The organism is bacterium, from assembly GCA_021372615.1.
Lineage (GTDB): Bacteria > Armatimonadota > Zipacnadia > Zipacnadales > UBA11051 > JAJFUB01.
Genome location: JAJFUB010000171.1, coordinates 1 through 22,523 on the forward strand (window position 1 = coordinate 1; position 22,523 = coordinate 22,523).

At 68.2% G+C, this 22,523-nt stretch carries 21 protein-coding genes and 2 pseudogenes; 11 read left to right on the plus strand and 12 right to left on the minus strand.

All coding sequences use genetic code 11. From position 1 onward, the window contains the following. Positions 1-50: 50 nt before the first annotated feature. From LLH23_23850 to LLH23_23905, 12 genes are all read right to left on the minus strand, one after another. Positions 51-791, minus strand: a complete 741-nt coding sequence (locus LLH23_23850) for an amidohydrolase (GenBank protein ID MCE5241511.1) — start codon at positions 789-791, stop codon at positions 51-53. Further along, entirely contained in the window at positions 792-1,517 is a 726-nt protein-coding gene (locus LLH23_23855; protein ID MCE5241512.1) for an amidohydrolase, read from the minus strand. It abuts the gene before it with no gap. A gap of 42 nt (positions 1,518-1,559) precedes the next feature. Continuing rightward, positions 1,560-2,168: a hypothetical protein gene (locus tag LLH23_23860; GenBank protein MCE5241513.1), complete on the minus strand. Its 609-nt coding sequence runs from the start codon at positions 2,166-2,168 to the stop codon at positions 1,560-1,562. A 68-nt stretch (positions 2,169-2,236) separates the two neighbouring features. Further along, positions 2,237-3,019, minus strand: coding sequence for a sugar phosphate isomerase/epimerase (locus tag LLH23_23865; protein ID MCE5241514.1), 783 nt, complete (start codon positions 3,017-3,019; stop codon positions 2,237-2,239). Between the two features lie 69 nt (positions 3,020-3,088). Continuing rightward, positions 3,089-3,949: a hypothetical protein gene (locus LLH23_23870; GenBank protein ID MCE5241515.1), complete on the minus strand. Its 861-nt coding sequence runs from the start codon at positions 3,947-3,949 to the stop codon at positions 3,089-3,091. Positions 3,950-3,966: 17 nt separating this feature from the next. Continuing rightward, positions 3,967-4,761 (minus strand): sugar phosphate isomerase/epimerase, encoded by a 795-nt coding sequence (locus LLH23_23875; GenBank protein MCE5241516.1) that lies wholly within the window; start codon positions 4,759-4,761, stop codon positions 3,967-3,969. 44 nt (positions 4,762-4,805) lie between these two features. After that, complete coding sequence (locus LLH23_23880) at positions 4,806-5,180, minus strand: response regulator (protein ID MCE5241517.1); 375 nt, start codon at positions 5,178-5,180, stop codon at positions 4,806-4,808. A 9-nt stretch (positions 5,181-5,189) separates the two neighbouring features. Continuing rightward, the gene (locus LLH23_23885; GenBank protein MCE5241518.1) at positions 5,190-5,552 is read right to left on the minus strand and encodes a response regulator; all 363 of its coding nucleotides are present in this window, start codon (positions 5,550-5,552) and stop codon (positions 5,190-5,192) included. Positions 5,553-5,613: 61 nt separating this feature from the next. Beyond that, entirely contained in the window at positions 5,614-6,648 is a 1,035-nt protein-coding gene (locus LLH23_23890; protein MCE5241519.1) for a glycoside hydrolase, read from the minus strand. A gap of 38 nt (positions 6,649-6,686) precedes the next feature. Next, complete coding sequence (locus LLH23_23895) at positions 6,687-7,658, minus strand: phosphoglycerate dehydrogenase (protein MCE5241520.1); 972 nt, start codon at positions 7,656-7,658, stop codon at positions 6,687-6,689. Positions 7,659-7,762: 104 nt separating this feature from the next. Continuing rightward, positions 7,763-8,260 (minus strand): hypothetical protein, encoded by a 498-nt coding sequence (locus LLH23_23900; protein ID MCE5241521.1) that lies wholly within the window; start codon positions 8,258-8,260, stop codon positions 7,763-7,765. 80 nt (positions 8,261-8,340) lie between these two features. Continuing rightward, a complete protein-coding gene (locus tag LLH23_23905; protein ID MCE5241522.1) occupies positions 8,341-10,407 on the minus strand; it encodes a hypothetical protein in 2,067 nt (688 codons plus the stop codon). Between the two features lie 422 nt (positions 10,408-10,829). Here LLH23_23905 and LLH23_23910 point away from each other — a divergent pair, with 422 nt between their 5' ends. The 11 genes and pseudogenes from LLH23_23910 to LLH23_23960 all read left to right on the plus strand — a co-directional run bounded on the left by LLH23_23910 (position 10,830) and on the right by LLH23_23960 (position 22,521). After that, positions 10,830-12,392 (plus strand): hypothetical protein, encoded by a 1,563-nt coding sequence (locus tag LLH23_23910; protein ID MCE5241523.1) that lies wholly within the window; start codon positions 10,830-10,832, stop codon positions 12,390-12,392. A gap of 155 nt (positions 12,393-12,547) precedes the next feature. After that, positions 12,548-13,717, plus strand: a pseudogene (locus LLH23_23915) (preprotein translocase subunit SecA). Between the two features lie 636 nt (positions 13,718-14,353). After that, positions 14,354-15,247: pseudogene (locus LLH23_23920) on the plus strand (preprotein translocase subunit SecA). 447 nt (positions 15,248-15,694) lie between these two features. Next, complete coding sequence (locus tag LLH23_23925) at positions 15,695-16,390, plus strand: SEC-C domain-containing protein (protein MCE5241524.1); 696 nt, start codon at positions 15,695-15,697, stop codon at positions 16,388-16,390. Between the two features lie 218 nt (positions 16,391-16,608). Then, a protein-coding gene (gene prfB, locus LLH23_23930; protein ID MCE5241525.1) for a peptide chain release factor 2 occupies positions 16,609-17,737 on the plus strand; the annotation gives its coding sequence in 2 pieces (ribosomal slippage) (positions 16,609-16,680 and positions 16,682-17,737; 1,128 coding nt in all). After that, the gene (locus tag LLH23_23935; GenBank protein MCE5241526.1) at positions 17,724-18,395 is read left to right on the plus strand and encodes a 5'-nucleotidase C-terminal domain-containing protein; all 672 of its coding nucleotides are present in this window, start codon (positions 17,724-17,726) and stop codon (positions 18,393-18,395) included. Before prfB ends, LLH23_23935 begins: the two co-directional genes overlap by 14 nt. A 197-nt stretch (positions 18,396-18,592) precedes the next feature. Continuing rightward, the gene (locus LLH23_23940; GenBank protein MCE5241527.1) at positions 18,593-19,561 is read left to right on the plus strand and encodes a hypothetical protein; all 969 of its coding nucleotides are present in this window, start codon (positions 18,593-18,595) and stop codon (positions 19,559-19,561) included. Positions 19,562-19,643: 82 nt separating this feature from the next. Then, on the plus strand, positions 19,644-20,309 hold the full coding sequence (locus LLH23_23945; GenBank protein ID MCE5241528.1) for an HAD family phosphatase: 666 nt from the start codon (positions 19,644-19,646) through the stop codon (positions 20,307-20,309). Positions 20,310-20,427: 118 nt separating this feature from the next. Beyond that, the gene (locus LLH23_23950) at positions 20,428-20,961 is read left to right on the plus strand and encodes a ubiquitin-conjugating enzyme E2 (protein ID MCE5241529.1); all 534 of its coding nucleotides are present in this window, start codon (positions 20,428-20,430) and stop codon (positions 20,959-20,961) included. Between the two features lie 118 nt (positions 20,962-21,079). Further along, a complete protein-coding gene (locus tag LLH23_23955) occupies positions 21,080-21,886 on the plus strand; it encodes a hypothetical protein (protein ID MCE5241530.1) in 807 nt (268 codons plus the stop codon). 77 nt (positions 21,887-21,963) lie between these two features. Further along, complete coding sequence (locus tag LLH23_23960) at positions 21,964-22,521, plus strand: hypothetical protein (GenBank protein ID MCE5241531.1); 558 nt, start codon at positions 21,964-21,966, stop codon at positions 22,519-22,521. Positions 22,522-22,523 lie beyond the last annotated feature (2 nt).

The window sequence follows — 22,523 nt, forward strand, 5'->3', positions numbered from 1 at the left end:
ACACGACGCGGCACCCACGCCTCAGCGTTGCACTACTCACACACGGTTCACTAGGCCCCGTCGAGCCCCAGCACGCGACGCGGGTTGTCCCAGTAGATGGCCTGCAGTTCCGCCTCGCTCAGCCCCGAGTTCTCATACTGCCCGATGACGAAGGCGGGATCAATGAGGTCCATGTCCGAGCCATAGAGCAACTGCCCGGCGCCGCAGAGGTCCAGCGCCCGCGTGATCTTGCCCGCGCCGGCCCAACTGCTGCAGAACTCCAGGTACACATTGGGGTGGCGCTGCGCCACCTGCGCCGCCTCGGCCACGGCGCTGCCGAGGGCGTGGGCGATGATGAAGTTGACGTGCGGGTACTGCTCGGCCCAACGGGACAGGACGCCGGTCACGTCCGGGCCGCCGCTGTGGATCTTCACCAGCCGCGCCCGCCGGGCGATCTCGGCCATCAGGTCCTGCATCTTGGGGTCGGCGTTGTGCACCGCCGAGTATGAGGAGTGGATCTTCACGCCCACGAAGTTCGGCAGTGACAGGTAGCGATCCATCTCCGCCACCGACCGGGCCAGGAAGTTGGCGTTCACATAGACGTAGGCGAGCAACCCCGGGTGGCCGGCGAAGTCGGTGGCGATCTCCGCGTTGCCCTCCTCCATGCTGTAACACAGCGCCAGCACCGACGAGCACGCGACATGGGCGATGTCGTGCTGCTCACACAGGGCCAGCAACTGGTCCACGCGTCGGGTGCCCGGGATCGGGAAGTTCCAGTGGCCATAGTGGCCATGGACATCAATCTTGGTCATCTACTCGCCCTCGCGGCCCAGGAACCGCAGCACATTGCCGGCGAAGAAGTCCGCGCGCTGCCCGGGGCTGAGCGCGGCACAGGCCCCCTGCTGGTAGGCCGCCGCGAAGTTCCGGTCCGGGATGTTGCTCCCGAACACCAGCCGATCGAAGCCGGCCACCTGCCCCACGTACTCCAGCGTGCCCGGCGTGTCGTACATGTGCGACTCGCTGTAGAAGCCGGGCCAGCGCGCCAGCACCGAGGCCGTCTCGGCATTCACCCCGTAGCCCGACCCGATCAGCAGCACATTGCCTCCCAGCGGCCCGAGGCGCTCGCCGATGACCGTCTGCTGCCCGGGCGGGCCGGCCGGGAGGACGATCGGCAGGCCGACCTCGGCGATCAGCTCGCACAGGTCCAGGAAGGGCTGGAAGATGATCGGCCAGCCCTGCACGTCGGGGAAGAACCGGACGGCGACGAAGCCGTCGTCCGCGCAGCGGAGGACCTCGTCGTGGCAGTGCAGATGCCGTCCGGGATGGACGGTCGCCACCGGCAGCAGCGCCGGGTGCTCCCGGCAGGCCTGGAGCGTTTCCTCGTTGCCGCTGAGGAAGTCATACTCCACCCCCCGCAGGCTGTGGGTGAGCGCCTGATCCACATGGTGGCGCTCCAGCAGCCCCAGGAGCGTGGTCAGCGACAGGTCGCGGGTGTCGCGCGGGCAGAGCCCGAAGCAGGTGTTGGCATCAATGAGCATGTGCGGAGGTCGCGTCAGTGTTGTGTCGGCTTGGAGGGGACGTTAGCCGCCGTTGCGGATGACGCCCAGTCTGACCAGGCGCTTGTAGTAGTGCCAGTACGCCCAGTACCACCAGATGAAGACGAGAGCGATGGTGAGCAGCAGCAGCCGGCCGGCCAGCGGCAGCGGGAGGGGCCGCCCCAGCCCGAACAGCACGTTGTCCACCGAGATGAACAGGGCGGCGGCGCCACTGGCCGGCAGCGCCAGCCCCGCCAACACGACGCCCAGGTACTTGAGCTTGCGCCGGTTGAACAGCCGCGCCCACAGGGACTTGGGGTACGGCTTGCGGTCCCACATGCCGTACCAGATCAGCGACCGCGGACTGCGCACGACCTTGTCGGGCAGGTAATGGTGGCGAATGCCCAGGTACCACCAGAAGGCCACGCCCAGGGCCCCCACCACCAGCACCTTCGTAACCACCAGTAAGGGCCAGCCCCCGTACCCCAGGTGCTCGGCAAACAGGTAGAAAGGGTTCCCCTCGTGTGACAGTTGCGGGTCGCGGAAATCGGTCGTGATCAGGTCCAGCACATGCGACAGAACGCCGAAAGCCAAGACATTGCGCAGACTGCTCACTTCGGGTGCGCCCAGGGGGCGCATCTGCAGATCAGACAAGAGCGGCTCCCTCTGACACGACGATGATCTCGGCGCGGGACTGAGGCCCGCCACGGCAGGCCGGGCGGCTACTGGTAGCTCCTCAGAGCCACGAGCGCCTCGCCCACGACCCGTTGCACTTCGGGCAGCGGCAGGTCCCTGGTGCCCACCATCTCCAGCACCACGTACTGCAACCCGGGCACCTCGGTGAGCGCCTGGTAGTACCCCGGCACGTCCGCCATGCCCTTGCCCGGTATCTGGTTCTCGAGTGGCCCGATGCTCAGGTCATCCGACAGGTAGTCCCGAATGCGCGCGGTGCAGATCCGGTCGCGCAGCTCGTGCACGGCCTGGATCGGGTCCTCCCCCACACGCTGCAGGTGCGTGTTGTCCATGTTCAGGCCGATCCACTCGCTCTGCAGTTCGTCGAGCATGCGGCGAGCGGTGGCGACATTGTACACCGCCGACCGCACGTGCGGCTTCACCGACAGCTTGATGCCGGTGCGCTCGCAGACCGGTAGCGCCTCGCGGAGCTGCGCCACCACCGTCTCCCACGAGGCCTCATTGTCGGAGGTGCCGCCGGTGCCCAGCGTCATGTACGGCGCGCCCATGGCCCGGGCGGCTTCCGCCAGCGGCTCGAAGCGGTCGGTGCCCAGCGCGCCACTGCACCCCACGGACTCCAGGGCCAGGCCGGCAGCATCCAGCTTCGCCCGCATGGCCTGGTAGACCTCGGGGGCTTCCCCCGGCTTCAGGTGCTCGCCCATCCCGGGGATGGCGCCCAATTCCACTGCGTCATACCCGGCCTCGCCGAGGGCGGCGATGGCCGTGTCAAAGTCGTGTCCAGCGAAGAGCAACGTCGAACAACCCAGCTTCATCCGTATCTTCTCTCCCGGGGGCCCGAGTGCAGTGACGGTGGGTGGAAGGGCCGCCCGTTCGTTACAGAGTTAGCCCCCAGCGTTGGTCTTGGCGCTCACCAGGATCTTCTTGGCGATGGGCTTGAACTTGTCCCATTGTGCCGCAGGAGCCTCCGCCCAGACCTGGTAGCCAAAGTCCCCCCCCGTGCACGAGATGCGCCACCCCTTCATCTTGACGGCAAAGAGGCCGACCTTCTTGACCGTCGTGTACTCCGAGTAGGCGGCGGGCATCCCGGCGAAGCTCCAGGCGTCCATGTCCCCCGACTCTGCGTACTTCGGGTCTCTCTTCTTCTGCAGCTCCCCCTGTGTGGCGTGGAACTTGCCCTCGCCGCGGGCCGCCACCGAGGAGCCCCCCTCGGTCCCCATGGTCCGGGCCATGGCCGAGGCAACGTCGCTCATCGCGCCCTTGGTGCCACTGCCCTCCACGTGCACGCGACACAGCTTCGTGGCCTTGACCGTCATCTGCTCGTAGCTGCCCGACGAGCCCGAGGTCGTGAACTTGTAGTTGCCCGGAACCGACATCGAGAGCAGCTTGGTCATGCTCTGCTTGCTGGCCCAGTCGGCCGGGTCGGGCGGCGGTCCGGCGGCGGTCTTCATGCCGAGGAACTGCGCGACGAGCACCACCACCACGACCGCCACACCCGCGCCGGCATAGTAGGGCCACAGTGGCCGCGGCTGCTCGACGGTGGGCAGGGGGCGTCGCGTCGGTGCGGGCGCGGCCCCGACGGGCTTGGCCGAGGCCGGTGGGGCCCCGGGCGGCGCAGCGGGCTGCGCGCCCCCACCCGCGGGCGCTGCCGCGGGTGGCTTCTCGGCGACCAGGGACTTGTTACACCAGGTGCAGATGTTATCGGCGTCGCTGACCTCCCCGCAGTGCGGGCACTTCTTGGCCATGTCCCACCTGCCTTCATCTACAGCCCCTGGAAGTACGTCACCCAGCGCGGCAGCCCCGTCTCGATCGCCTCCAGGTCGCAGATCTCGTATTCAAGAGCGTAATCGCCCTTGTAGCCGATGCTCTCGAGGCTGTCAATGACCCAGCGGTAGTCAATGTCCCCGTCCCCGAGGTGGGTGCGCGCGAAGCCCTGATCGCTAACCTGTCCGTCCTTGATGTGAATGTGCACGATGTGCTCGTGGAAGAGGTCGAACGCCTCGCGGTAGTCTACGCCGCCGTGCATCAGGTTGGCCGGCTCATAGAGCACCCCGAAGTGCTTCGAGCCGACCGCCTCGCACAGGCGCCTGGCGTCACGGGGCGACCCGGCGAGGCTGCCGGCGTGGTTCTCCATGCCCATGTACACGCCGAGCTGCTCGGCCAGTGGCGCCGCCGCGGCGAAGCACGGGGCAATTCGGTCAATCTGCGCGGGATCCTCCCCGCTGCCCGGGATGATGCGAATAGAGCGGGCCCCGAGGGCCTTCGCCGCGCACAGCGTCGTCTCCAGGGCCTTCACCTCGGCGGCCCGCACCAGCGGGTTCTCGCTGGCGAAAGCCCGGCCGGGGTAGCTGCCCAGGTTCGCGATCTGCACGCCTGCGGCCTGCGCCTTGGCCAGCAACTCATCGAGACTGCAGGCTACGGAGATCAGCGAGAACTGCGGCATGTTGCCCCACAGGTCTACCTTGCGCAGGCCGGCCGCAGCCATGATCGCGAAGGCGGCTGCGGGGTCCAACTCGCGGACAGGGTAGGTGCACGAGGAGATGCGGGCAATGTCCATCGGGAAGCTCTCTTGGCGACGAGTGGTCGGGCGGGCGTACCGCCTCAGTTCGCGGGAGGCGTCAGCTTGAGCGCCTTACACACGTGCTGTCTGACTTCCGCCGGCGCAAAGGGTTTCTGGATGAAGAGATGCTCCCGGTGCGCGGTCTCGGGCATCATGTCCCTGGTCGTGATGACGATGACCGGCACCGTGGCGAGGTGCGGGTCGCTGGCCATCTGCTCCAGCACTTCCTCCCCGCTCACCAGGGGCATGATGAGGTCGAGCAGCACCAGGTCGGGGCGCCGATCCATCATCCACCGCAGCGCCTCGCTGCCGTTGTAGGCGACGGCGGTGTCCGCGCCGCACCCCTCGACCAGCTTCGCCAACAGAGTCGCAATGGGACGCTCGTCTTCGACGATGAGCACTACCGGCTTGGCCATGACCGCAACCTACCCTTCGCCCAGCACATCCCGCAGAGTCTGCTTGACCTGAGCCGGCTCAAACGGCTTGGGGATCAGTGGGAACGCATCCCTCTTGTAGCCCCGGGCGCTCTGCCGGGTGCTCAGCAGGATGATCGCGATATCCGCGAGATCCGGGTCGCCCTGGATCTCCTGGATCAGCTCCTCACCCGTCATCACCGGCATGATCAAGTCCACGATGGCGGCGTCAGGCTTCGTCTGCCTGATCTTCTGGAGCGCTTCGGCGCCATTGCCGGCTGTGTCCACCTGGCACCCCAACTCGCGCACGATCAGCGCCACCAACCTGACAATGGCCGCCTCGTCATCTACAACCAGGACGCGCTTGTCCTTCATCTCTTCGCCTCGGGAGCGCAGCGTTCACGGCGACCGTCGTTCCCTCATTTCGGCGTCGCCGTCAGAAATCCTGTTCGCTCAGGAAGTACCCGCGGATCTGGGCCATCGGGCCATCATCCCGGATGTAGTTGACGACCACGAGGCGCCCGTCGGGCAGGGCGGCCCAGCCTGAGTAGCCCTGGTCCGGCGCCTCCCAGCGGTCGTGGTCCAGCGGCAGGATGATCCCGCCGCCTTGCGAGGGGTCGGTGCACCGGGCGCTGTCGGGACTCTCCCGGTACGCGAAGAAGTTCCGGGCGCTGCCGATGCGGCCCCGGCACGTGTGCCGGTGGGTGACCATGATGTTGCCGCTGGGCAGCAGGCCCACCACCGGCCGGTGGCAGCCGATGATGTCGGTCAGGTACGGCCCCTGCCAGGTCCGGCCGTCGTCATGGGAGAGGCACTTGGGTCCCGGCCAGCCGCGCCCGGAGTTCTCCCGCATGTAGCAGACCAGCGTGCCGTCATCCGGTAGTTGGACGATGCCGGCCTCGCACGGGTTCAGCCCTTCCTGATCGCAGACCACGATGGGCTCCCACGTCCGGCCCTGGTCCTCGGACCGGAAGACGAACTGGACAATGAACCCGTGTCGGGTCTCGTGGATGTGCGCGGCCACCAGCCAGGTGCCGCGGTTGGTCACCACCAACTTGTCCGGGACGATGCCGAAGATGCTGGTGGCCTCGGGTCCGGACCACGTCAGGCCGTCGTCGTCACTCCACCAGAAGTGAACGCGCGAGTCTACCGTGCGCGCCTCCCCGGGCGGGACGTCGTAGCCATCGCACAGCACCCACAGGCGGCCGTCGTCGAGCTGGCCGATACGCGGGCAGTTCCACTTGTGCAAGACGCCGTCGCGCTGCACGCTCTCGGCGAGCACCTGGCGCTCGGACCACGTCTCGCCCTGGTCGGTGCTGCGCCGCAGCACCAGGTGTGAGAACGCCGCGGCGGTGTGCGAGTCGCTCTCGCGGTATACGGTGATCAGCGTGCCCGCCCGCGTCAGCGTCAGGCACGGGAAGCACTCATACACGCCGTCGGTGTTCGAGATGACGATCCTGCGCACGGGCATGACTGTCTTTCCCCTTCGCGGCTGTGGAACTGGCGCGCTCAGGTCAGCATCTCGGCATTGACCAGGAACCGGGGCCGCTGACCGGACAGCGCCTCAAACAGGTTCTCGCACACACGCTCGTTCACCTTGGCGACGGTGTCGTAGGTGAAGGACGAGACGTGCGGCATGAAGACGATGTTGTCCAGTTGCAGCAGCGGATCGTTCGGATCGGGCGGCTCGGGGTCGAGCACATCCACCGCCGCTCCCGCGATCCAGCCCTCGCGCAGCGCCTCGGCCAGCGCCGCCTGATCCACGAGCCCGCCCCGCCCGGCGTTGATGAGGTAGGCCGTGGGCTTCATCAGGCGCAGGCGCTCGCGATTGATCAGATGCCGCGTGTCTGGGCACATCGTGCAGTGCAGGGTCACGAAGTCGCTCTCGGCGAGCAGCTCCTCCAGCGTCGGCTCCTCGATGATGAGGCGCTCGCACAGCCCGTCCTCGCAGTACGGATCGTGGCCCAGGATGCGCATCGAGAAGCCCCGGGCGCGGCGGATGACCGCCTGCCCGATCTGCCCGAGGCCCACGACGCCGAGGACCTTGCCGAAGACCTGCCCGCTGAAGATCGTCGGCCATTCGCCTGCGCGCACCGACCGGTCGCCGTACGGCAGCCGCCGGGCGATGCCGAGCATCAGGGCCAAGGTCATGTCGGCCACGGCCTCGGTCACGACGCCGGGGGTGTTCACGAGCATGACGCCGTGGCGCGTGGCGGCCGCGACATCCACGCTGTCATAGCCGATGCCCCAGCGGGCAATGACCCGCAGCTCCGGCCGGGCCGCGAAGACGCGCTCGGTGTAGGGCTCCATCCCGGCGACGACTGCCACGCAGCCCTCCAACTCCGCGATGAGCCGCTCCTCATCCATCGGGCCGGAGCCCTGGGGAAGCTGGACCGTCAGGCCCTTGCTCTCCAGGCACGCGACCCCGTCGTTGTTCAGGCGGCGGAACGCGCCCGCCGTGATCAGCACCTTACCGGTCATGGATGGCCTCTCTGGTCAGTAACGGGCGGGGGCACGTCGTCGCCCGGGACTCGCGAGTCTCTTCCTGTCTGCGTCTCACCCCCAGGGGGAGGCGGAGACGACCGTCACCGCTTCTTCGGCGTGGGCGCAGACTTCGCCCCGGTGAGCCGCACCAGGTGGATAAGCGTCTGCTTGCCGGCCAGGTCCTGCTTGATGTCCACCGTGAAGGTCGCGCCGGGAGCCCGCCAGGTCAGGGCCAGGGAGCGGCCCTCCTTGCTGTCGAGGTTGGTCACCTGCGCGAGGCCGACGTACTTCGCCTGGTAGAACCGAGCCACATCCACGTACGCGTCGCGCGTGGACAGCTTCACCACGGCGGTAATGCCTCGGGCGTCGCGAACGAGCGAACTCGCCTGTACTGTGGCGCCGGGGTAGAAGAGGATCCCCACTTCCCGGGCGGTGGCGACGCCAGGAACGGGCTTGTTGCGCAGGGGATCATCCGGGGCGCGGCTGGGCTCGATGCGGATGTGGCTGGGCTCACCCGTCGCCGGGGGAGCGGGGCGATGGCAGGACACTGCCAGCAGCAGCAACGGCAGAGCAGTCAGCGGAAGGGACCAACGACGCACGAAGCAATCATCTCCGGAAAGCCAGACAGCGGACGGGGCTTCTCGTCCGCGGCCATTGTAGCATCTTTGCCGCACGGTGCCTACGGGGCGGGCGCGGGCGCCTGGCGGAAGACGGCCACCCCGCCACTGTGGAAGGCCTCGGTCAGGCCGGCGGCCCGGGCGGTCTGCGCCAGCGCGGGGCTCTGCGCGATGACCCACCCGATTCCATGGGTCGCCACGAAGCTGCGGAAGCCCTCAGGGGGGCCGCCCATCGCGCGCTCCGCCTCGGCCCACCGCCCGTCCCACATCGTCTCCTGGCCGAACTTGCGGGCCATGTCCTCGTTGTCCAGCCACACGCGCACCGGCAGCAGCCCGGACGCATAGCCCCAGCCGTGCCCCATGATCTCTGTCTGCGGGGACGACGGGCCCGTCGCCCGGACGTGCGGGTTGATGAAGGCGATGTCCCGGGGCGCGGCGTGTTCGGCCACGTAGCGCAGGGACGCCATGTCGTCGGCGCCGATGACGCTGACCGGCAGCCCGGCGCGGCTCCACAGGACGAGTTGGCAGTTCTCCCACGAGCCGTAGAAGATCAGCACGAGCAGCAGCAACAGGCCCCACCCGCGCCTCAGATAGGGCCACTTCTCCACCAGCAGGTAGGCGACCGCCAGGTTCGCCAGCAGCAGCGCCGGCCACAGCATCCGGAACACGTCATACTGCGCGCCCTCGTAGGCCAGCCGGTTGAAGTTGACGACGGTGGAGAGCATGACGCCCGCGATCACGAGGCACAGACCGAACGCCCACACCGGCTCCTTCAGGCGGGCCCACGGGAAGCGGTAGGCGTTCGGCGCGATGACCATGCGCACCCACATGCTGCCCCACAGGTAGAACCCCACCGCCACAGCGTAGACGCAGACGAACTTGACGAGCTTCAGCAGTGCCGCCGGGCCCAGATCCGCCAGCAACGGCCGCAGGGGCTCGGACAAGAATGGGAAGGCCCAGCTCAGGTTGCGGATCGTGGGTGAGGGCCCCAGGGCCGACAGCAGCGACCCGCCGGCGGTGCCGCTGCCCATCAGCGTCTTGAGCACGACAAGACCGCCCAGCGCCCCCACGGTCAGGATGGCGGCGGTCCGCCGCCCCTCCCGCCGCAGCAGGCTCAAAGCGAAGAACAGCGGCACGGCGGCGTAGACCGACAGCCCCTTCCAGGGCGCGTGGCCGAGTCCGGAAGCCAGCATGAACACAGCGAGCCACAGAGAGCCCCATTGTAGGGCGGAGGTTCGTACCCCGCCCGTGTCCCCGCCGTCCGGCGGGGTACACGCCCCCGCCCTACAACGGAGAGAGAGTGCAATCAGAGCCAGCATGGCGAACAGCACGGGGACGCTGACGGCGAAGACATCGGTGCCGGCCCAGTGCAGGGCGGGCGAATGGGCGAACCGCTCGTTCAGCAGCCAGCGGGGATTGCCCAGGAAGCCGGTCAGCACCACGGCCCAGGCGGCCACCGCCTGGCTCGCCCCCAGCGCCCGGAACAGCGCCAGGGCCGCGCAGGCGCTCACGGGCACCCCAAACAGGCCCAACCACAGCGCCGCGATCTGGTAGTGGGTCGCCGCGACGCCCACGGCCTTCATCACCGGCATCAGCGCCGTGAAGCGGAGCAGCGACATGCCCTTCATCGGCTCGCCGGCCAGCCAGGGCCAATCCGGCGGGCCGTCGCATACCATGAGGCGGCTCATGACGGCGTTGCGGTATAGCAGGTCGGGCCACACGAGCCGCCCGGAGAGGCTGCCGTCGGCATGGTAGGCGATCTGCCAGTAGTCCATCCCGGCAGCGAAGGCCAGGCCGATGGCCATCGCCAGCACCAGCACCACCCGGTTGGCACGGGTCAGGTCGCACTGCTCACGGCCCCACGTCAGCCCCCGGACGACCATGGCGAGCCCGAGGGCCATGGCGGCCCAACCGGTGGCCACGGCCAGCCACGGCGCCCCAGCCATGACCGCCACATAACCCAGCCAACTCACGACAACCGCCCCCACCGCGCAACTGATCCCAAGACGTTCCGGGAAAGAGCCGACACGGACGCCGCAGAGCTGCACCAGCAACCGCCCCGGCCCGTACGTGGCCAGATAGGTGCCGATCACGAACAGCAGCATGGTGGACAGCGGTGGGGGGTTCATGTAGGTCCAGCATAGATGAAGCCGGCGAGAAAGGCAACGGGGGAGGGTTGAGGGTGAAGGGGCGAAGGTAACGGCAACGGCGTCCTCACCCCTTCCCCTCTCCCGCGCGCGATACGACTGCGCGCCGGAGAGGGGAGCCCGGCGCCCGCTTCGTGGCCTCGAAGCCACAAAGCGAGCTGCCCGGTTCCCTCTCCGGAGCCTGCCGTAGCCCGCAGGGCGAAGGCGGGCGAGGGAGAGGGGCTCAGACTGCGCAGCAGTCTGCGGGGTGAGGACGCCGTTGCCGTGTCCCCGTCTCCGGTCCCGCCTCCGATTGGCTTCACTTCGCGATTGTGCTATACTCGCCGTTGTTGTTTCATAGCCTCCGCGGATCCACCGTAGCCTCAGCCATAGCCCACCCGCCGGCAGTCGAATGGACTTCAGCGGTGCGATTTCTGATTCTCCTCATCACGATGTGCCTGCTGTCCGCGGCGACCTATGCCGAGGACCAGCCCGCGACTGCCCCCCCGACCCGCGTCATCATCAAGGTGCATGGCGAGCGGGTGGAGTACGACGGGGAGATGCGCACGGTGGCGGTGCAGGGGCAGGTGCAGATCACCGCGCAGAGCGACCGGCCCGGCGCGCCCACGCTGGCGATGACGGCTGACGAGGTGGAGGGGGACCTCGCCAACGGCATCCTGGTGGCGCATGGCGGCATCAAGCTGCTGTCCCAACAGGGGGCCCTGAAGGGCGATTCGGTACGGATCAACGTCAAGACCGACCAGTTCGTGATGGAGAACGGGGCAGCGGAGATCCGCAGCGAGAGCAAGCAGTACCCGGGCAATACGGTGCGCGGTTACCTGCTGGGGGACAGGGTCTGCCGCGAGGGGGAGATCATCTTCGTCATCGAGGGGCGCGTAACCACGTGCGACCGCGCGCGTCCCCACTATTCCATCGGCGCCCGCAAGCTCACCTACAACCTCACCAAGCAGGAACTGCGCATCGAGCGGGGCCACCTGACCCTCTACGGCAACCGGCTCGTCATGCCGGCGGACCTGACCCTACCCATGGGCGAGTCGGCCCGCGGCGACCTGATCATACCACTCCCGCAGTACTCGTCGTACGACGGGCTCTACGTGTCCCCCAGCAAGCACATGGAGTGGGAGGGCAACCCGTGGGTCTTCGATGCCTATGTCCATGTGGGCACGACCCTACGGTTCCCGGCGGGCCTGACCATCAGCAATGAGGGTGACCAGGGGCTGTTCACGGCCAGTCTCGTCCGCCGCCAGCAAGAGGTGTGGGACTTCGACCAACGAAGCCGCGTGGACTATCTGCCCGAACTGCGCTACCTGCACCATCTGCAGCCCACCACGACGGACACCTCGCCGCTGGACGCGGAGATCTTCGCCGGCTACCTGGCCGAGTACCATGAGCATGAGACCACGCGGGAGGCGTCGCGGGCAGGGCTGGCGCTGCACTACTCGCCGATGCCCGAGCGCCGCCAGAAGCACGACGGATGGTGGGCTGCCACTGACCTGTACCAGACGTTCTACAGCACCGGCGACCACCTGACAGACTGGCGGCTGGAGGCCGGGGTGGGTCGCCGCCTGAGCGAGCGCGTCGCCGGCGCGCTGTGGACGGTGCACCACGAGAGCACCGGCGAGAGCCCCTTCTACTTCGATGACGTGTACTCGGACAACGAGGGCTTCGGCAGCCTCGACCTGCAACTCGACCGGCTCAACCGCCTGGAGCTGTATGGCCACTATGACTTCGACCGCTCCGAGATCCGGGACTATAGCGTCAAGATCAGCCACCGTGTGCACTGCCTGACCTGGAGCCTGCAGTACAGCTACGCGCACCAGGCCGTGACGGTCGGCGTGGACCTCAACGGCCTGACGGGCGGCACCCGCCCCGTGGACTCGACCCCGCTGGTGCGACTCGAGGAGATGCCGCCGCTACCCGAGCCGGTCCCGGACCCTGGCCCGGAGACGACGCCCCCCGCCCCATGACCGCCGCGCGGGCGTTTCCCGTTCACCCCGGCAAACCTTTCCCTGCCTGGAGTTGTTCACTATAATGGAGTGAGAACACGCTGCACGCGCATCGCCGGGTGCTCTCGCGGTGCGCGCGGTTGTGATTCGTCGCAGTCTGATCGAGGAACGCATACATGGCCTTTGCTCTGGACTCAGTCAAGAAGATAATCGACCCCAACGAACGCGAGGTGGCGCGACTGCGCCGCCGCGTGGCGGACGTCAACGCCCACGAGCCGGCGATGCAGGCGCTGTCGGACGAGCAGTTGGCCGGCAAGACGGCCGAGTTCCGCGCCCGCCTCGCCAGGGGCGAGACGGTAGAGGACCTGCTCCCGGAGGCCTTCGCGGCTTGCCGTGAGGCCGCGCGGCGGATACTGGGGGAGCGACACTATGACGTGCAGCTCATCGGCGGCATGGCCCTGCACGAGGGTCGCATCGCCGAGATGAAGACCGGTGAGGGTAAGACCCTGACCGCGACGCTGCCGCTGTACCTCAACGCCCTGCCGGGCCGGGGCGCCCACCTGGTGTCCACCAACGACTTCCTGGTGCGCTGGCAGGCCCAGTGGATGGGCCAGATCTTCGAGTTCCTGGGCATGAGCGTGGGCTACATCCAGCACGCCATGACGGATGCCGAGCGCCGCGCAATGTATCTGCGGGACATCACCTATGTCGAGAACAGCGAACTGGGCTTTGACTACCTGCGCGACAACATGGCGGTCAACCCCAACCACCTGTGCCAGCGGGAGCTGTACTACGCCATCGTGGACGAGGCGGACAGCATCCTCATTGACGAGGCCCGGGTGCCGCTGATCATCTCCGGCCAGACCGAGCAGGAGGGGCAGAACTACCGCCGCGCCGATGAGATCACCCGCAAGGTCCTGCGGGCCAACGACGAAGAGGACCCGCTCTACAACTGGGACAAGAAGGACCATCAGGCCGCCCTGACGGAAGCCGGGCAGGAGTTCGTCGAGAAGGAACTGCACCTCGACGGCGCGCTGGTGGACCCCGAGAACATCGAGTTGGCCCAGCTCATTGACAACGCCCTGAAGGCCCACAAGCTTTACGAGCGCGACGTGAAGTACATCGTCCAGAACGGCGAAGTCGTGATCGTGGACGAGTTCACCGGCCACCTGCAGCCCGGCCGGCGCTATGCCGACGGCCTCCACCAGGCTATCGAGGCCAAGGAGAAGGTCTACGCCCCGCGCGTGCGCCAGACCGTCGCCACCATCACCTACCAGAACTTCTTCCGCATGTACAAGAAGCTGGCGGGCATGACGGGTACGGCGCGGTCCGAAGAGCATGAGTTCACCAAGATCTACGGCTGCCGGGTGCTGACCATTCCGACCAACCGCCCGGTGGTGCGCAAGGACCACGCGGACGTGGTCTTCAAGACCGAGGAGGCCAAGTACCGGGGCATCGTCAACGAGATCATCTCCTGCCACGTACGCGAGCAGCCGGTGCTGGTCGGCACGCGGTCGGTCGAAGTGTCCGAGCACCTCGCGAGCCGCCTGGCTCAGGACTGGCTGCAGGCGCACGTGTTGGTGCAGATTCTGCTGCACAGGGTCAACGACGCCGGCAAGCAGCTCGATCGCGACCAGCGGGACGCCTTCCGCGCGGCGCTGCACCAGCCCATGGGTCGTCTCGTCGAGCAGGCCCGCTTCCTGCGGCGCCGCACCTCGGCGGCCCCGACCGGCAAGGGCAAGCGCAAGCGCGGCCGCGATGAGAGCGAGACGATTGATGTCACCCTCGGCGACATCGTGGGCCACTTCGGCCTCCCCGAGACCATCGCCGACCCGGCGAACCTGGAGTACCTGCTGGTGGCCCAGGGCATCATCCACACCGAGACGCCGCCGGAGCAGCGGGCGCGTTACCTCGAGCGCCTGACCGAGATGGCCACCCAGGGCATGAAGCCCGGCGACGAGAGCCACGAGAGTCAGCTCAATGTGCTCAACGCCAAGCGCCATGAGGCGGAGGGCACGATCATCGCCCGCGCCGGCGAGGCCGGCATGGTCACCATCGCCACCAACATGGCCGGCCGTGGCGTAGACATCGTCCTCGGCGGACGCAACCCCGCCAAGGGGACAAGCATCTACCCGGAGCGCTACGAGTACGTCAAGGGCGTCGGCGGGCTGCACGTCATCGGCACGGAGCGCCATGAGAGCCGGCGCATTGACAACCAGCTCCGCGGTCGGTCGGGCCGCCAGGGCGACCCCGGCAGCTCGCGCTTCTACGTGTCACTGCAGGATGAGCTGATGCAGCTCTTCGGCCCGGAGCGCTTCAGCTTCGCCATGAACTCCTGGCCGGAAGAGGAGGCCATCGAGGCCCGGCTGGTCTCGCGGGCCATCGAGCGCGCCCAGGAGAAGGTCGAGATCCGCAACTTCGGCTACCGGAAGCACACGCTGGAATACGACGACGTGATGAACCAGCAGCGCTCGGTCATCTACGCTCAGCGCCGCCGCGTGCTCAACGGCGAGAACGTCCAGCAGGTCATCCTGCGCATGGTGGACGACACCGCCCAGAACTACCTGAACCAGCGCGCCAACCCCGCCCGCTCGCCCGATGATTGGCAACTCGAGGAGCTGTACCGCGACCTGGTGCGCGTGTTCTCCACCCCGCCTGAGGACGAGGGGAAGCAGCAGAGCCGGCGGCGCCGTGGCGGCACCGGCATCGCCATCGCGCTGGCCGAGCGCGACCTGCGCATCATGGCTGAGACCGGCGAGGACGTGGCCGACTACCTCCGCCAGGCAGCCCTCCCCCACGGCAGCCTCCGCCGCAACGTGGACCAGGAGACGGCCAAGACGCTGCTGCAGGAAGAGGTCCGCAAGGCCGTGGATGAGGCCCTCGCGGAGTACTGCCCGCAGGACCAGCCCCTCGCGGACTGGCGGCTGGGCGACCTGGTGCGTGTGCTGGAGGAGAGGTACGAGGGCATCGCCGACGACCTGGGGCGCGAGGGCCTGCTGGCCATCCCGGCCCCCGACCTGCACGACGCAGTGCGGGACATGGTGCGCCAGGTCTACATCGCCCGCGAGCACGTGCGCGTAGACCTGGAGATCGAGAAGGCCACCCGCCACTTCGGCTCCATCGCCCAGCCGACCGACGCCGACGTGCTGCAACTGCTGGAGTACCTCGACTACTATCTGCATGACCTCGTATCGCGGATGGCGCTGGACGCGCTGCAGCAGGCGGACGACCCGGTCGAACTGGCGACCCGCCAGACGCTCCTGGTGACGAACCTGATGATCGAGCGCCAGGAGCGCGACAAGAAGAACAAGGACGCCGCGCCGATGCCGCTGCTGGACGAGGAGGCGGTGCGGCAGGTCGTGTCGGAACTGGCGGCGACGCACCTGGAGACCCGCCCCGCTGACCCCATCGGCTTCCTGCAGGAGCTGAGCAAGGTCTACGGCACCGCTCCCATAGCCCTGGCGCACGGGCGGATGAACGACCTGAGCCGTGGGAGCGCCGGCTTCCAGCCGACAGGCCAGCAGGATGCTGGCGCTTCTACGGCCGATGCGACCGACCTCGCCCGGCAGCTGCGCGACCTCGTCCGCGAGGAGCCCGACGAGGACGAGAGCCCCATCGGCCTCAAGGACTTCCGGCGCATGGAGCGCTACTGGCTGCTCACCTCGGTGGACAAGGCCTGGATGGCGCACCTGCTGAACATGGACGAGTTGCGCGAGGGTATCCACCTGCGCGGCCACGCCCAGCGCGACCCGCTGATCGAGTACCAGCGAGAGGCCTCGGAGCTGTTCGACCACCTGATGGCGATCATCGCCCAGCGGACGACCCAGAAGGCCTTCAGCGGCACCGAGGCGGCGGAGATGGACGGATTCATGCTGCGCGGCCTGCAGACCCAGACGGCCGAACTGCCCGACGCCGGCCCGGTGCGGACGGTCACCCGCGGCGAGCAGAAGATCCCGCGCAACGCCCCCTGCCCCTGCGGCAGCGGCAAGAAGTACAAGGTGTGCTGCATGAAGGACTAGGGAGGCGGGATTGGGGATTGGGGATTGGGGATTGGGGATTGGGGATTCGGGATTCGGGATTCGGGATTCGGCCGTTAGCGCCGGAGGCGCGGCTCACTCTAGGCGGGGGCGGAAGCCCCCGTCACCTGCGCTCTCCCCTCCCCTTCACCATGGCCCTCCCCCCGTCGTCGGGGACGATGGCGAAGCAACACCCATTGCCGAAGGGACTCTAATCAGGTATGGCACTCACGGAACTGCACGACCAGATCACCTCCATGCTCGGTACCCTCAAGGAAATGGGGGATCGTCTTTGACCTGGCCGGAAAACGGCAGGAACTAACTGAGCTGGAACAAGTCACACAGAAGGAGGGCTTCTGGGATAGCCCGGACGAGGCCCAGAAGCACATGCAGAAGATCTCGCGGCTCCAGGACTTCCTGGCGCCCTGGGAGGGCATCATCGGTCAGCTTGGGGACCTCGGCGAGTTGGCCGAACTCGGGGTCGCCGAGGGCGATGAGAGCCTCACGGGCGAGATCGAGGCCGATGTCGAGAAGCTGCAGCGCCAGGTGAATGACCTGGAGTTCCAGGCCATCCTGGGCGGCCGGTACGACAGCAGCAACGCGATCCTTTCCATCAACGCCGGGGCCGGTGGCACCGAGGCGTGTGACTGGGCCGACATGCTGCTGCGCATGTACCAGATGTGGGCCGAGGGCCGGCGCTATGGCTTCGAGTTGCTCTCGTTCGTGGAGGGCGAGGCGGCCGGCTTCAGCAGCGTCACCGCCCGCGTCGTCGGCAACATGGCCTACGGCTACCTGAAGGCCGAGCAGGGCGTGCACCGGCTGGTGCGGCTGTCGCCTTTCGACCAGGCCAAGCGCCGCCACACCAGCTTCGCCTCGGTGGATGTCATCCCCGAGATCGGCGAAGATGTCGAGGTGGACATCCCCGCCGAGGACCTGCGGGTGGACACCTACCGGGCGGGCAGCGCCGGCGGCCAGCATGTCAACAAGACCGACTCGGCAGTGAGAATCACGCACTTGCCGACCGGCATTGTGGTATCATGCCAGAATGAGCGGTCTCAGCACGCCAACCGCCGCACGGCGATGGGGGTGCTGCGGGCCAAGCTGTTCGAACTGGAGCGCCAGAAGCGCCGCCAGCAGTTGGCGGCTCTGCGCGGCGAGCAGTCCAAGATAGATTTCGGCAGTCAGATTCGCTCTTACGTGATGCAGCCGTACACGATGGTCAAGGACCATCGCACCAACCATGAGACCGCCAATGTGCAGGCGGTGCTGGACGGAGACCTGGACGATTTCATCCGGGCCTACCTACAGATGCGGGTAGGAGAGAGCGGTGACTCAGATGACGAAGCTTAGGGCACTGGGGGCCGCAGTGATCCTGTTGGTGGCAGCGGGGCTGGTGGCGGTGTATGTCCTGCCCCGACCGGCGCTGGCCGAGGGGCAGAACTCCACGGCGCTGTCCGCGGCCTCCTGCGATTGCCAGGAGACCAGCTTCGGCGACTTGGCCGCGGATGCGGTGCAGGCCGCCGGCGGGGCGGATATCGCCTTCGTCGGTGCGATCAGCTTCCGCCCCGGAACGCTCGCGCCGGGTCCGCTGACCAAGGAGCGGGTGGCCACACTGCTGGCCAACCCCGATGAGGTCTGGGCGGTCTCGCGTCTCACCGGCGCCCAGGTGCGGGCCGCGCTGGAGCACTCGGTTCGCACGGCGCCGCTGCCCAACAACGCCTTCCTGCAAGTCGCCGGGCTGACCTTCCAGTACAGCACCAGCGCGCCGCAGCACCAGCGCGTGCGGAGCGTGCAGGTCGGTGGGGCCGCGTTGTCCGATGCGGCCAACTACACCGTCGCCATGCCCCTGTCGCTGGCCAAGGGCGGTTCGGGCTACTTCAAGATCTTCACCAAGGACGCCATCACGCGGCAGGGCGACACCAGCCTCGCCGACGCCATCGCCGGCTTCGCCAGCCAGCAGGGCAACGTGTCGTACACAGGCACCGGCCGGATCAGCACGGCGCCCTGACCAGACGCGCGGGCGAGGCCGCCCGCGCTACTGGCGCGCGTAGGTTGGACTGCGCCGCACCACATGAGTAGGGCAGGCGGCTCGCCTGCCCGGGACACGGCGACCCTCTCGGGTCGCCGTTGTCGTGTCCGCAGGCAGGCCGACGGGCCGCGTGCAGCGAATAGCCTCCCTCTCACCAGCTCCCGGGAGGACCTGCCATGGAACTGCGTCTCGTCCGCGCCCGCCGCATCTATGCCGACGGCACCCACTGCGCCTTCACCGGCATCACTCGCTACGAGGACCAGGTGTTGGTCTGCTTCCGCTCGGGGGTGACGCACGTCAGTTGGGAGGGCAGGATCCGCATCATCGGCTCGGGCGACGGCGAGACCTGGACGCCCCTCGCCACGCTGACCCACCCGGACATGGACCTGCGCGACCCGAAGCTCGCCACCTGGCAGGGCGCGGCGCTCGCGTACTGCGGCGGGCGGCGACAGGAGGGCCCGCTGCAGTCGTTCGTCTCCATCGCCGCCGACGGCCGCACCTTCGGTCCGGTCCAGCCGCTGCAGGGGGTGCCCGAGGGCTACTGGCTGTGGAGCGTCCGCCCGCATGGCGACTGGATCTACGGTGCGGCTTACCGCCACACCTCGGCCGTGCTGCTGCGCTCGGCCGATGGCGTCGGCTGGGAGCAGGTCGCGCCGTTCCCGATATGGGGTAACGAGGTCTCCTTCGACTTCGACGCCGAGGGCCGGCTCTGGGCGCTGGTGCGCGAAGACTGGCAGGGCTGTGTCCCGGCGCTGTGCGTCGCTGAGCCGCCATACACGGAGTTCGCGTCAGTCCGGCGCCTGCCGATCCGCCTGCAGGGACCCATGCTCAAGCGGCTGGAGGAGGCCTGCGTGATCGTCGGGCGGCGCTGGGATGAGCCAGGGCGGCGCAACCTGCGCGCTGACGTGTTCGTGCTGGAGGACGGGCACGATCTGCAGTACATTCGTGCCTTGCCCAGTGGCGGGGACACCTCGTACGCCGGCTGGCTGGACGACGGCCCGGGCCGCGGGCTGATCTCATACTACTCGTCGCACGAGTACAAGATGGACGTGGACTGGGCGGACGAGGCGGCCAGCACGGACACCGCCGTCGCCGAGCACAGCACACCCTCGGGCATCTTCCTGGCGGACGTGCGGTACCGCTAACACTGCCGCGTGGGGCGGGACTTCCAGGACCGCCCGTCTGGCCGGTCCAGGATGTCCCGGCCCACGCGCCCCCGGAGAGACCATGGCCTACGCCCTCATCTTCGACGTAGACGGCGTCGTCGCCGACACGGAGGCTCTCAACGCCCGCGCCAGCGTGCTCATGTTCCGGGAGCTGTACGGCGTGACGGTGCAGCCCGAGGACTTCCGGCCCTTCGTCGGGACCGGAGATGAGCGATATGTAGAGGGGGTGGCGGAGCAGTACGGCGTGACCATTGACACCCAGGCGGCCGTGGACCGCCGGGCGGAGTGCTTCTTCCGGCTGCTGCAGGATGAGCCGCTGCCGGCGGCGCCGGGGGTGCTGGAGTTGGTAGCCGCCGCCCGGCAGGACCCCGACGCACGGCTCGCCATCGCCACCTCGGGGCAGAAGGCCAAGCAGTTCCCCGTCATTGAGGGCACGGGCCTGCAGCTCGCGTGGTTCGATGCCGTCATCACCGGCGACGACGTGGACCGCAAGAAGCCTGACCCGCAGATCTACCTGCGGACGGCGGAGCGGCTGGGCCTCGACCCGGCGGCCTGTGTCGTCTTCGAGGATGCCCCGGCGGGGGTGATGGCCGCCAAGCGCGCCGGCATGGCCTGCATCGCTGTCACGACCAGCGTGACGCGGGGGGAACTGACGGGGGCGGACCTGGTGGTGGACTCGCTGGCGGAGATCGCTCTGGGGGAAGTCCGGCGGCTGGTGGGCGCGTAGGCGGGTTCGTCCCCGAACCCGCAAGGGATGTGGGTTCGAGGACGAACCCACCCACGCGACAGCGTCCCCTTGCAGACTGACCGACCCTTGTGTATGCTTTGTGTCCGGAGTTGTTGCCATGAATGCACGCCTGCGCCGCATCTACAGCGATTACCAGTCCATCCGCGATGAGTTTGCGGGCCATCCCTTCATCACCGTCACGCCGGTGCAGGGCGATCCGCCGGAGGAGTACGTGATCGAGTACCGGGTGCGGGGGCTGGAGCTGGACCCGGCCACGAACCGCCCCAAGCCGCGCGACCGCCACCGCGCGCGCATCTACCTGCACCGCGACTACCCGCGCGAGAAGCCCAAGTGCGTGCTGGAGACGCCGATCTTCCATCCGAACTTCGGCAGCTACATCTGCATCGGCGACTTCTGGGCCGCCGGGGAGACTCTGGCTGACATCATCATCAAGATCGGCCAGATGATCATGTACCAGGACTACAACCCCAAGAGCCCGCTGAACGCCGTGGCCGCGCAGTGGGCGACGCAGAACGCCCGCTTCCTGCCGGTGGACAACCGCGACCTGTACCAGCCGGAGATTGACCTGGACATCGAACTGCACGACTTCGGGGCCGAGCCCGAAGATGATCTGGACATTCAGTTGGGGTAGGAGTTGGGGACTGGGCACTGGGGACCGGGCATCGGGGACGGCTGTCCCCAGCCCTCTGGCCACCACGCGCCGATCTCCCAGCCCGGGCCCCTGATCCCTGACCCCCGATCCCTGCCCTATGCGCTGTCCCTATTGCCAACAGAACATCCGCGTACAGGGGCGCTTCTGTCCGAAGTGCGGCGAGCAGATATTCGGCCTGCCCGTGCGGCCCCCGGGAGCGCCGCCCGGCACGCCGCCGCCTGCCAGCACGCCTGCTCCCGCTCCGGCTCCCCGGCCTGCAGCGCCAGCGCCGCCGCCCTATCAGCCCTTCCCCCAGCAGCAGCCGCGCCATGACTATGATGACATCCAGGTCGAGGCGGAGCCGGCCGCCGCGCCCGCCCCGGCGGCGCCCTCCGGCGGGGCGCCGGGGGCGCCGCATCAGGCCACGCGCGAGGAAGTCGGCAAGACCTGTCCGTACTGCCGCTTCCCGATCAAGCCTGATGAGCAGGTCATCGCCTGCCCGGCCTGCAAGCTGCCGCACCATGCCGACTGCTGGACGGAGAACCGGGGTTGCACGACATACGGCTGCCGGGGCGCGGCCGGGGCGGCGCCCATGCCGACGGGGCCGACGCCGGCCATGCCCTCGACCCTCTCCCCCACCGGCGGCCAGGTGCCGGGCCTGGACTACCTGCGCGCTAATGAGCTGACGGCGCGGGCGAACAACGCGTTGTACCTGGCGATCATTGGCCTGTTCTGCCTGTGCCTTCCCGTGGGGCTCGTGGGGCTCTTCATGGCGCTCGCGGTGCTCGGTGACGTCAACCGGATGCAGTCGCGCGCCGGCGACGCTCGCGGCAAGGCCATCGCCGCCATCGTCATCGCCATCGTGGCCGTCGTGGCCTGGGTGGTCTACCTGGTCATTGCCATGGCGCACCCGTCCGGCGGCTAGCGGCGCGTCGGCCAGGGGCGGTACATATGGACGCGGACTCCGAGCTTCGTCCCGGACAGCCCCACTGGACCCTCCCGGTGGAAGCCGGCAGACTGTGCCCCTATTGCCGGTCCCCGCTGCACGACCATGAGCAAGTGATCGTCTGTCCCTCCTGCCACATTCCCCACCACCTGGAGTGCTGGGTGGACAATGGCCGCTGCACGACGTACGGCTGCCCGGAGGTGGCGGCACTGGGGCTGCGGCGTTACCTGCTGCGCCCGGCGCCGGAGGGCGGGGCCCTCGAGGTCCGTCTCGAGCCCGAACCTACGCCGCCCCCCGCGTTCGACTACGCCTTCTACCGCCTGACGCTCTGGTTCTCGCTCATCGCCCTGGTCGGCAACCTGCTGTTGCTGGTCGTGCACGGGTTGCCCATGGCCGTGACGGGGCAGCCGTTCAGTCTGCTCTTCGGCCTGCTGAGCCTCGCGATGGCCCTGCAACTGCGCCAGTACCTGCGCAGTGAGCCCGGTCAGGCCCTCGGTGCACCCGAGCGGCGTCGCATGTCCGTGGCCGTCCGTGCAGGCATCGGCCTCGCCCTCGGGCAGTTCGCGCTCAATGCCTGCCTGACTTGGCTGGCGCTGCTGGGGCCCGCGCAGTAGCG

Bases quoted from the DNA above. Each gene is read 5' to 3' on its own strand.
- LLH23_23850 (MCE5241511.1), bottom strand. From the start codon at position 791: ATGACCAAGATTGATGTCCATGGCCACTATGGCCACTGGAACTTCCCG.
- LLH23_23855 (MCE5241512.1), bottom strand. From the start codon at position 1,517: ATGCTCATTGATGCCAACACCTGCTTCGGGCTCTGCCCGCGCGACACC.
- LLH23_23865 (MCE5241514.1), bottom strand. From the start codon at position 3,019: ATGAAGCTGGGTTGTTCGACGTTGCTCTTCGCTGGACACGACTTTGAC.
- LLH23_23870 (MCE5241515.1), bottom strand. From the start codon at position 3,949: ATGGCCAAGAAGTGCCCGCACTGCGGGGAGGTCAGCGACGCCGATAAC.
- LLH23_23875 (MCE5241516.1), bottom strand. From the start codon at position 4,761: ATGGACATTGCCCGCATCTCCTCGTGCACCTACCCTGTCCGCGAGTTG.
- LLH23_23880 (MCE5241517.1), bottom strand. From the start codon at position 5,180: ATGGCCAAGCCGGTAGTGCTCATCGTCGAAGACGAGCGTCCCATTGCG.
- LLH23_23885 (MCE5241518.1), bottom strand. From the start codon at position 5,552: ATGAAGGACAAGCGCGTCCTGGTTGTAGATGACGAGGCGGCCATTGTC.
- LLH23_23890 (MCE5241519.1), bottom strand. From the start codon at position 6,648: ATGCCCGTGCGCAGGATCGTCATCTCGAACACCGACGGCGTGTATGAG.
- LLH23_23895 (MCE5241520.1), bottom strand. From the start codon at position 7,658: ATGACCGGTAAGGTGCTGATCACGGCGGGCGCGTTCCGCCGCCTGAAC.
- LLH23_23905 (MCE5241522.1), bottom strand. From the start codon at position 10,407: ATGAACCCCCCACCGCTGTCCACCATGCTGCTGTTCGTGATCGGCACC.
- LLH23_23925 (MCE5241524.1), top strand. From the start codon at position 15,695: ATGCCGCTGCTGGACGAGGAGGCGGTGCGGCAGGTCGTGTCGGAACTG.
- LLH23_23935 (MCE5241526.1), top strand. From the start codon at position 17,724: ATGACGAAGCTTAGGGCACTGGGGGCCGCAGTGATCCTGTTGGTGGCA.
- LLH23_23940 (MCE5241527.1), top strand. From the start codon at position 18,593: ATGGAACTGCGTCTCGTCCGCGCCCGCCGCATCTATGCCGACGGCACC.
- LLH23_23945 (MCE5241528.1), top strand. From the start codon at position 19,644: ATGGCCTACGCCCTCATCTTCGACGTAGACGGCGTCGTCGCCGACACG.
- LLH23_23950 (MCE5241529.1), top strand. From the start codon at position 20,428: ATGAATGCACGCCTGCGCCGCATCTACAGCGATTACCAGTCCATCCGC.
- LLH23_23955 (MCE5241530.1), top strand. From the start codon at position 21,080: ATGCGCTGTCCCTATTGCCAACAGAACATCCGCGTACAGGGGCGCTTC.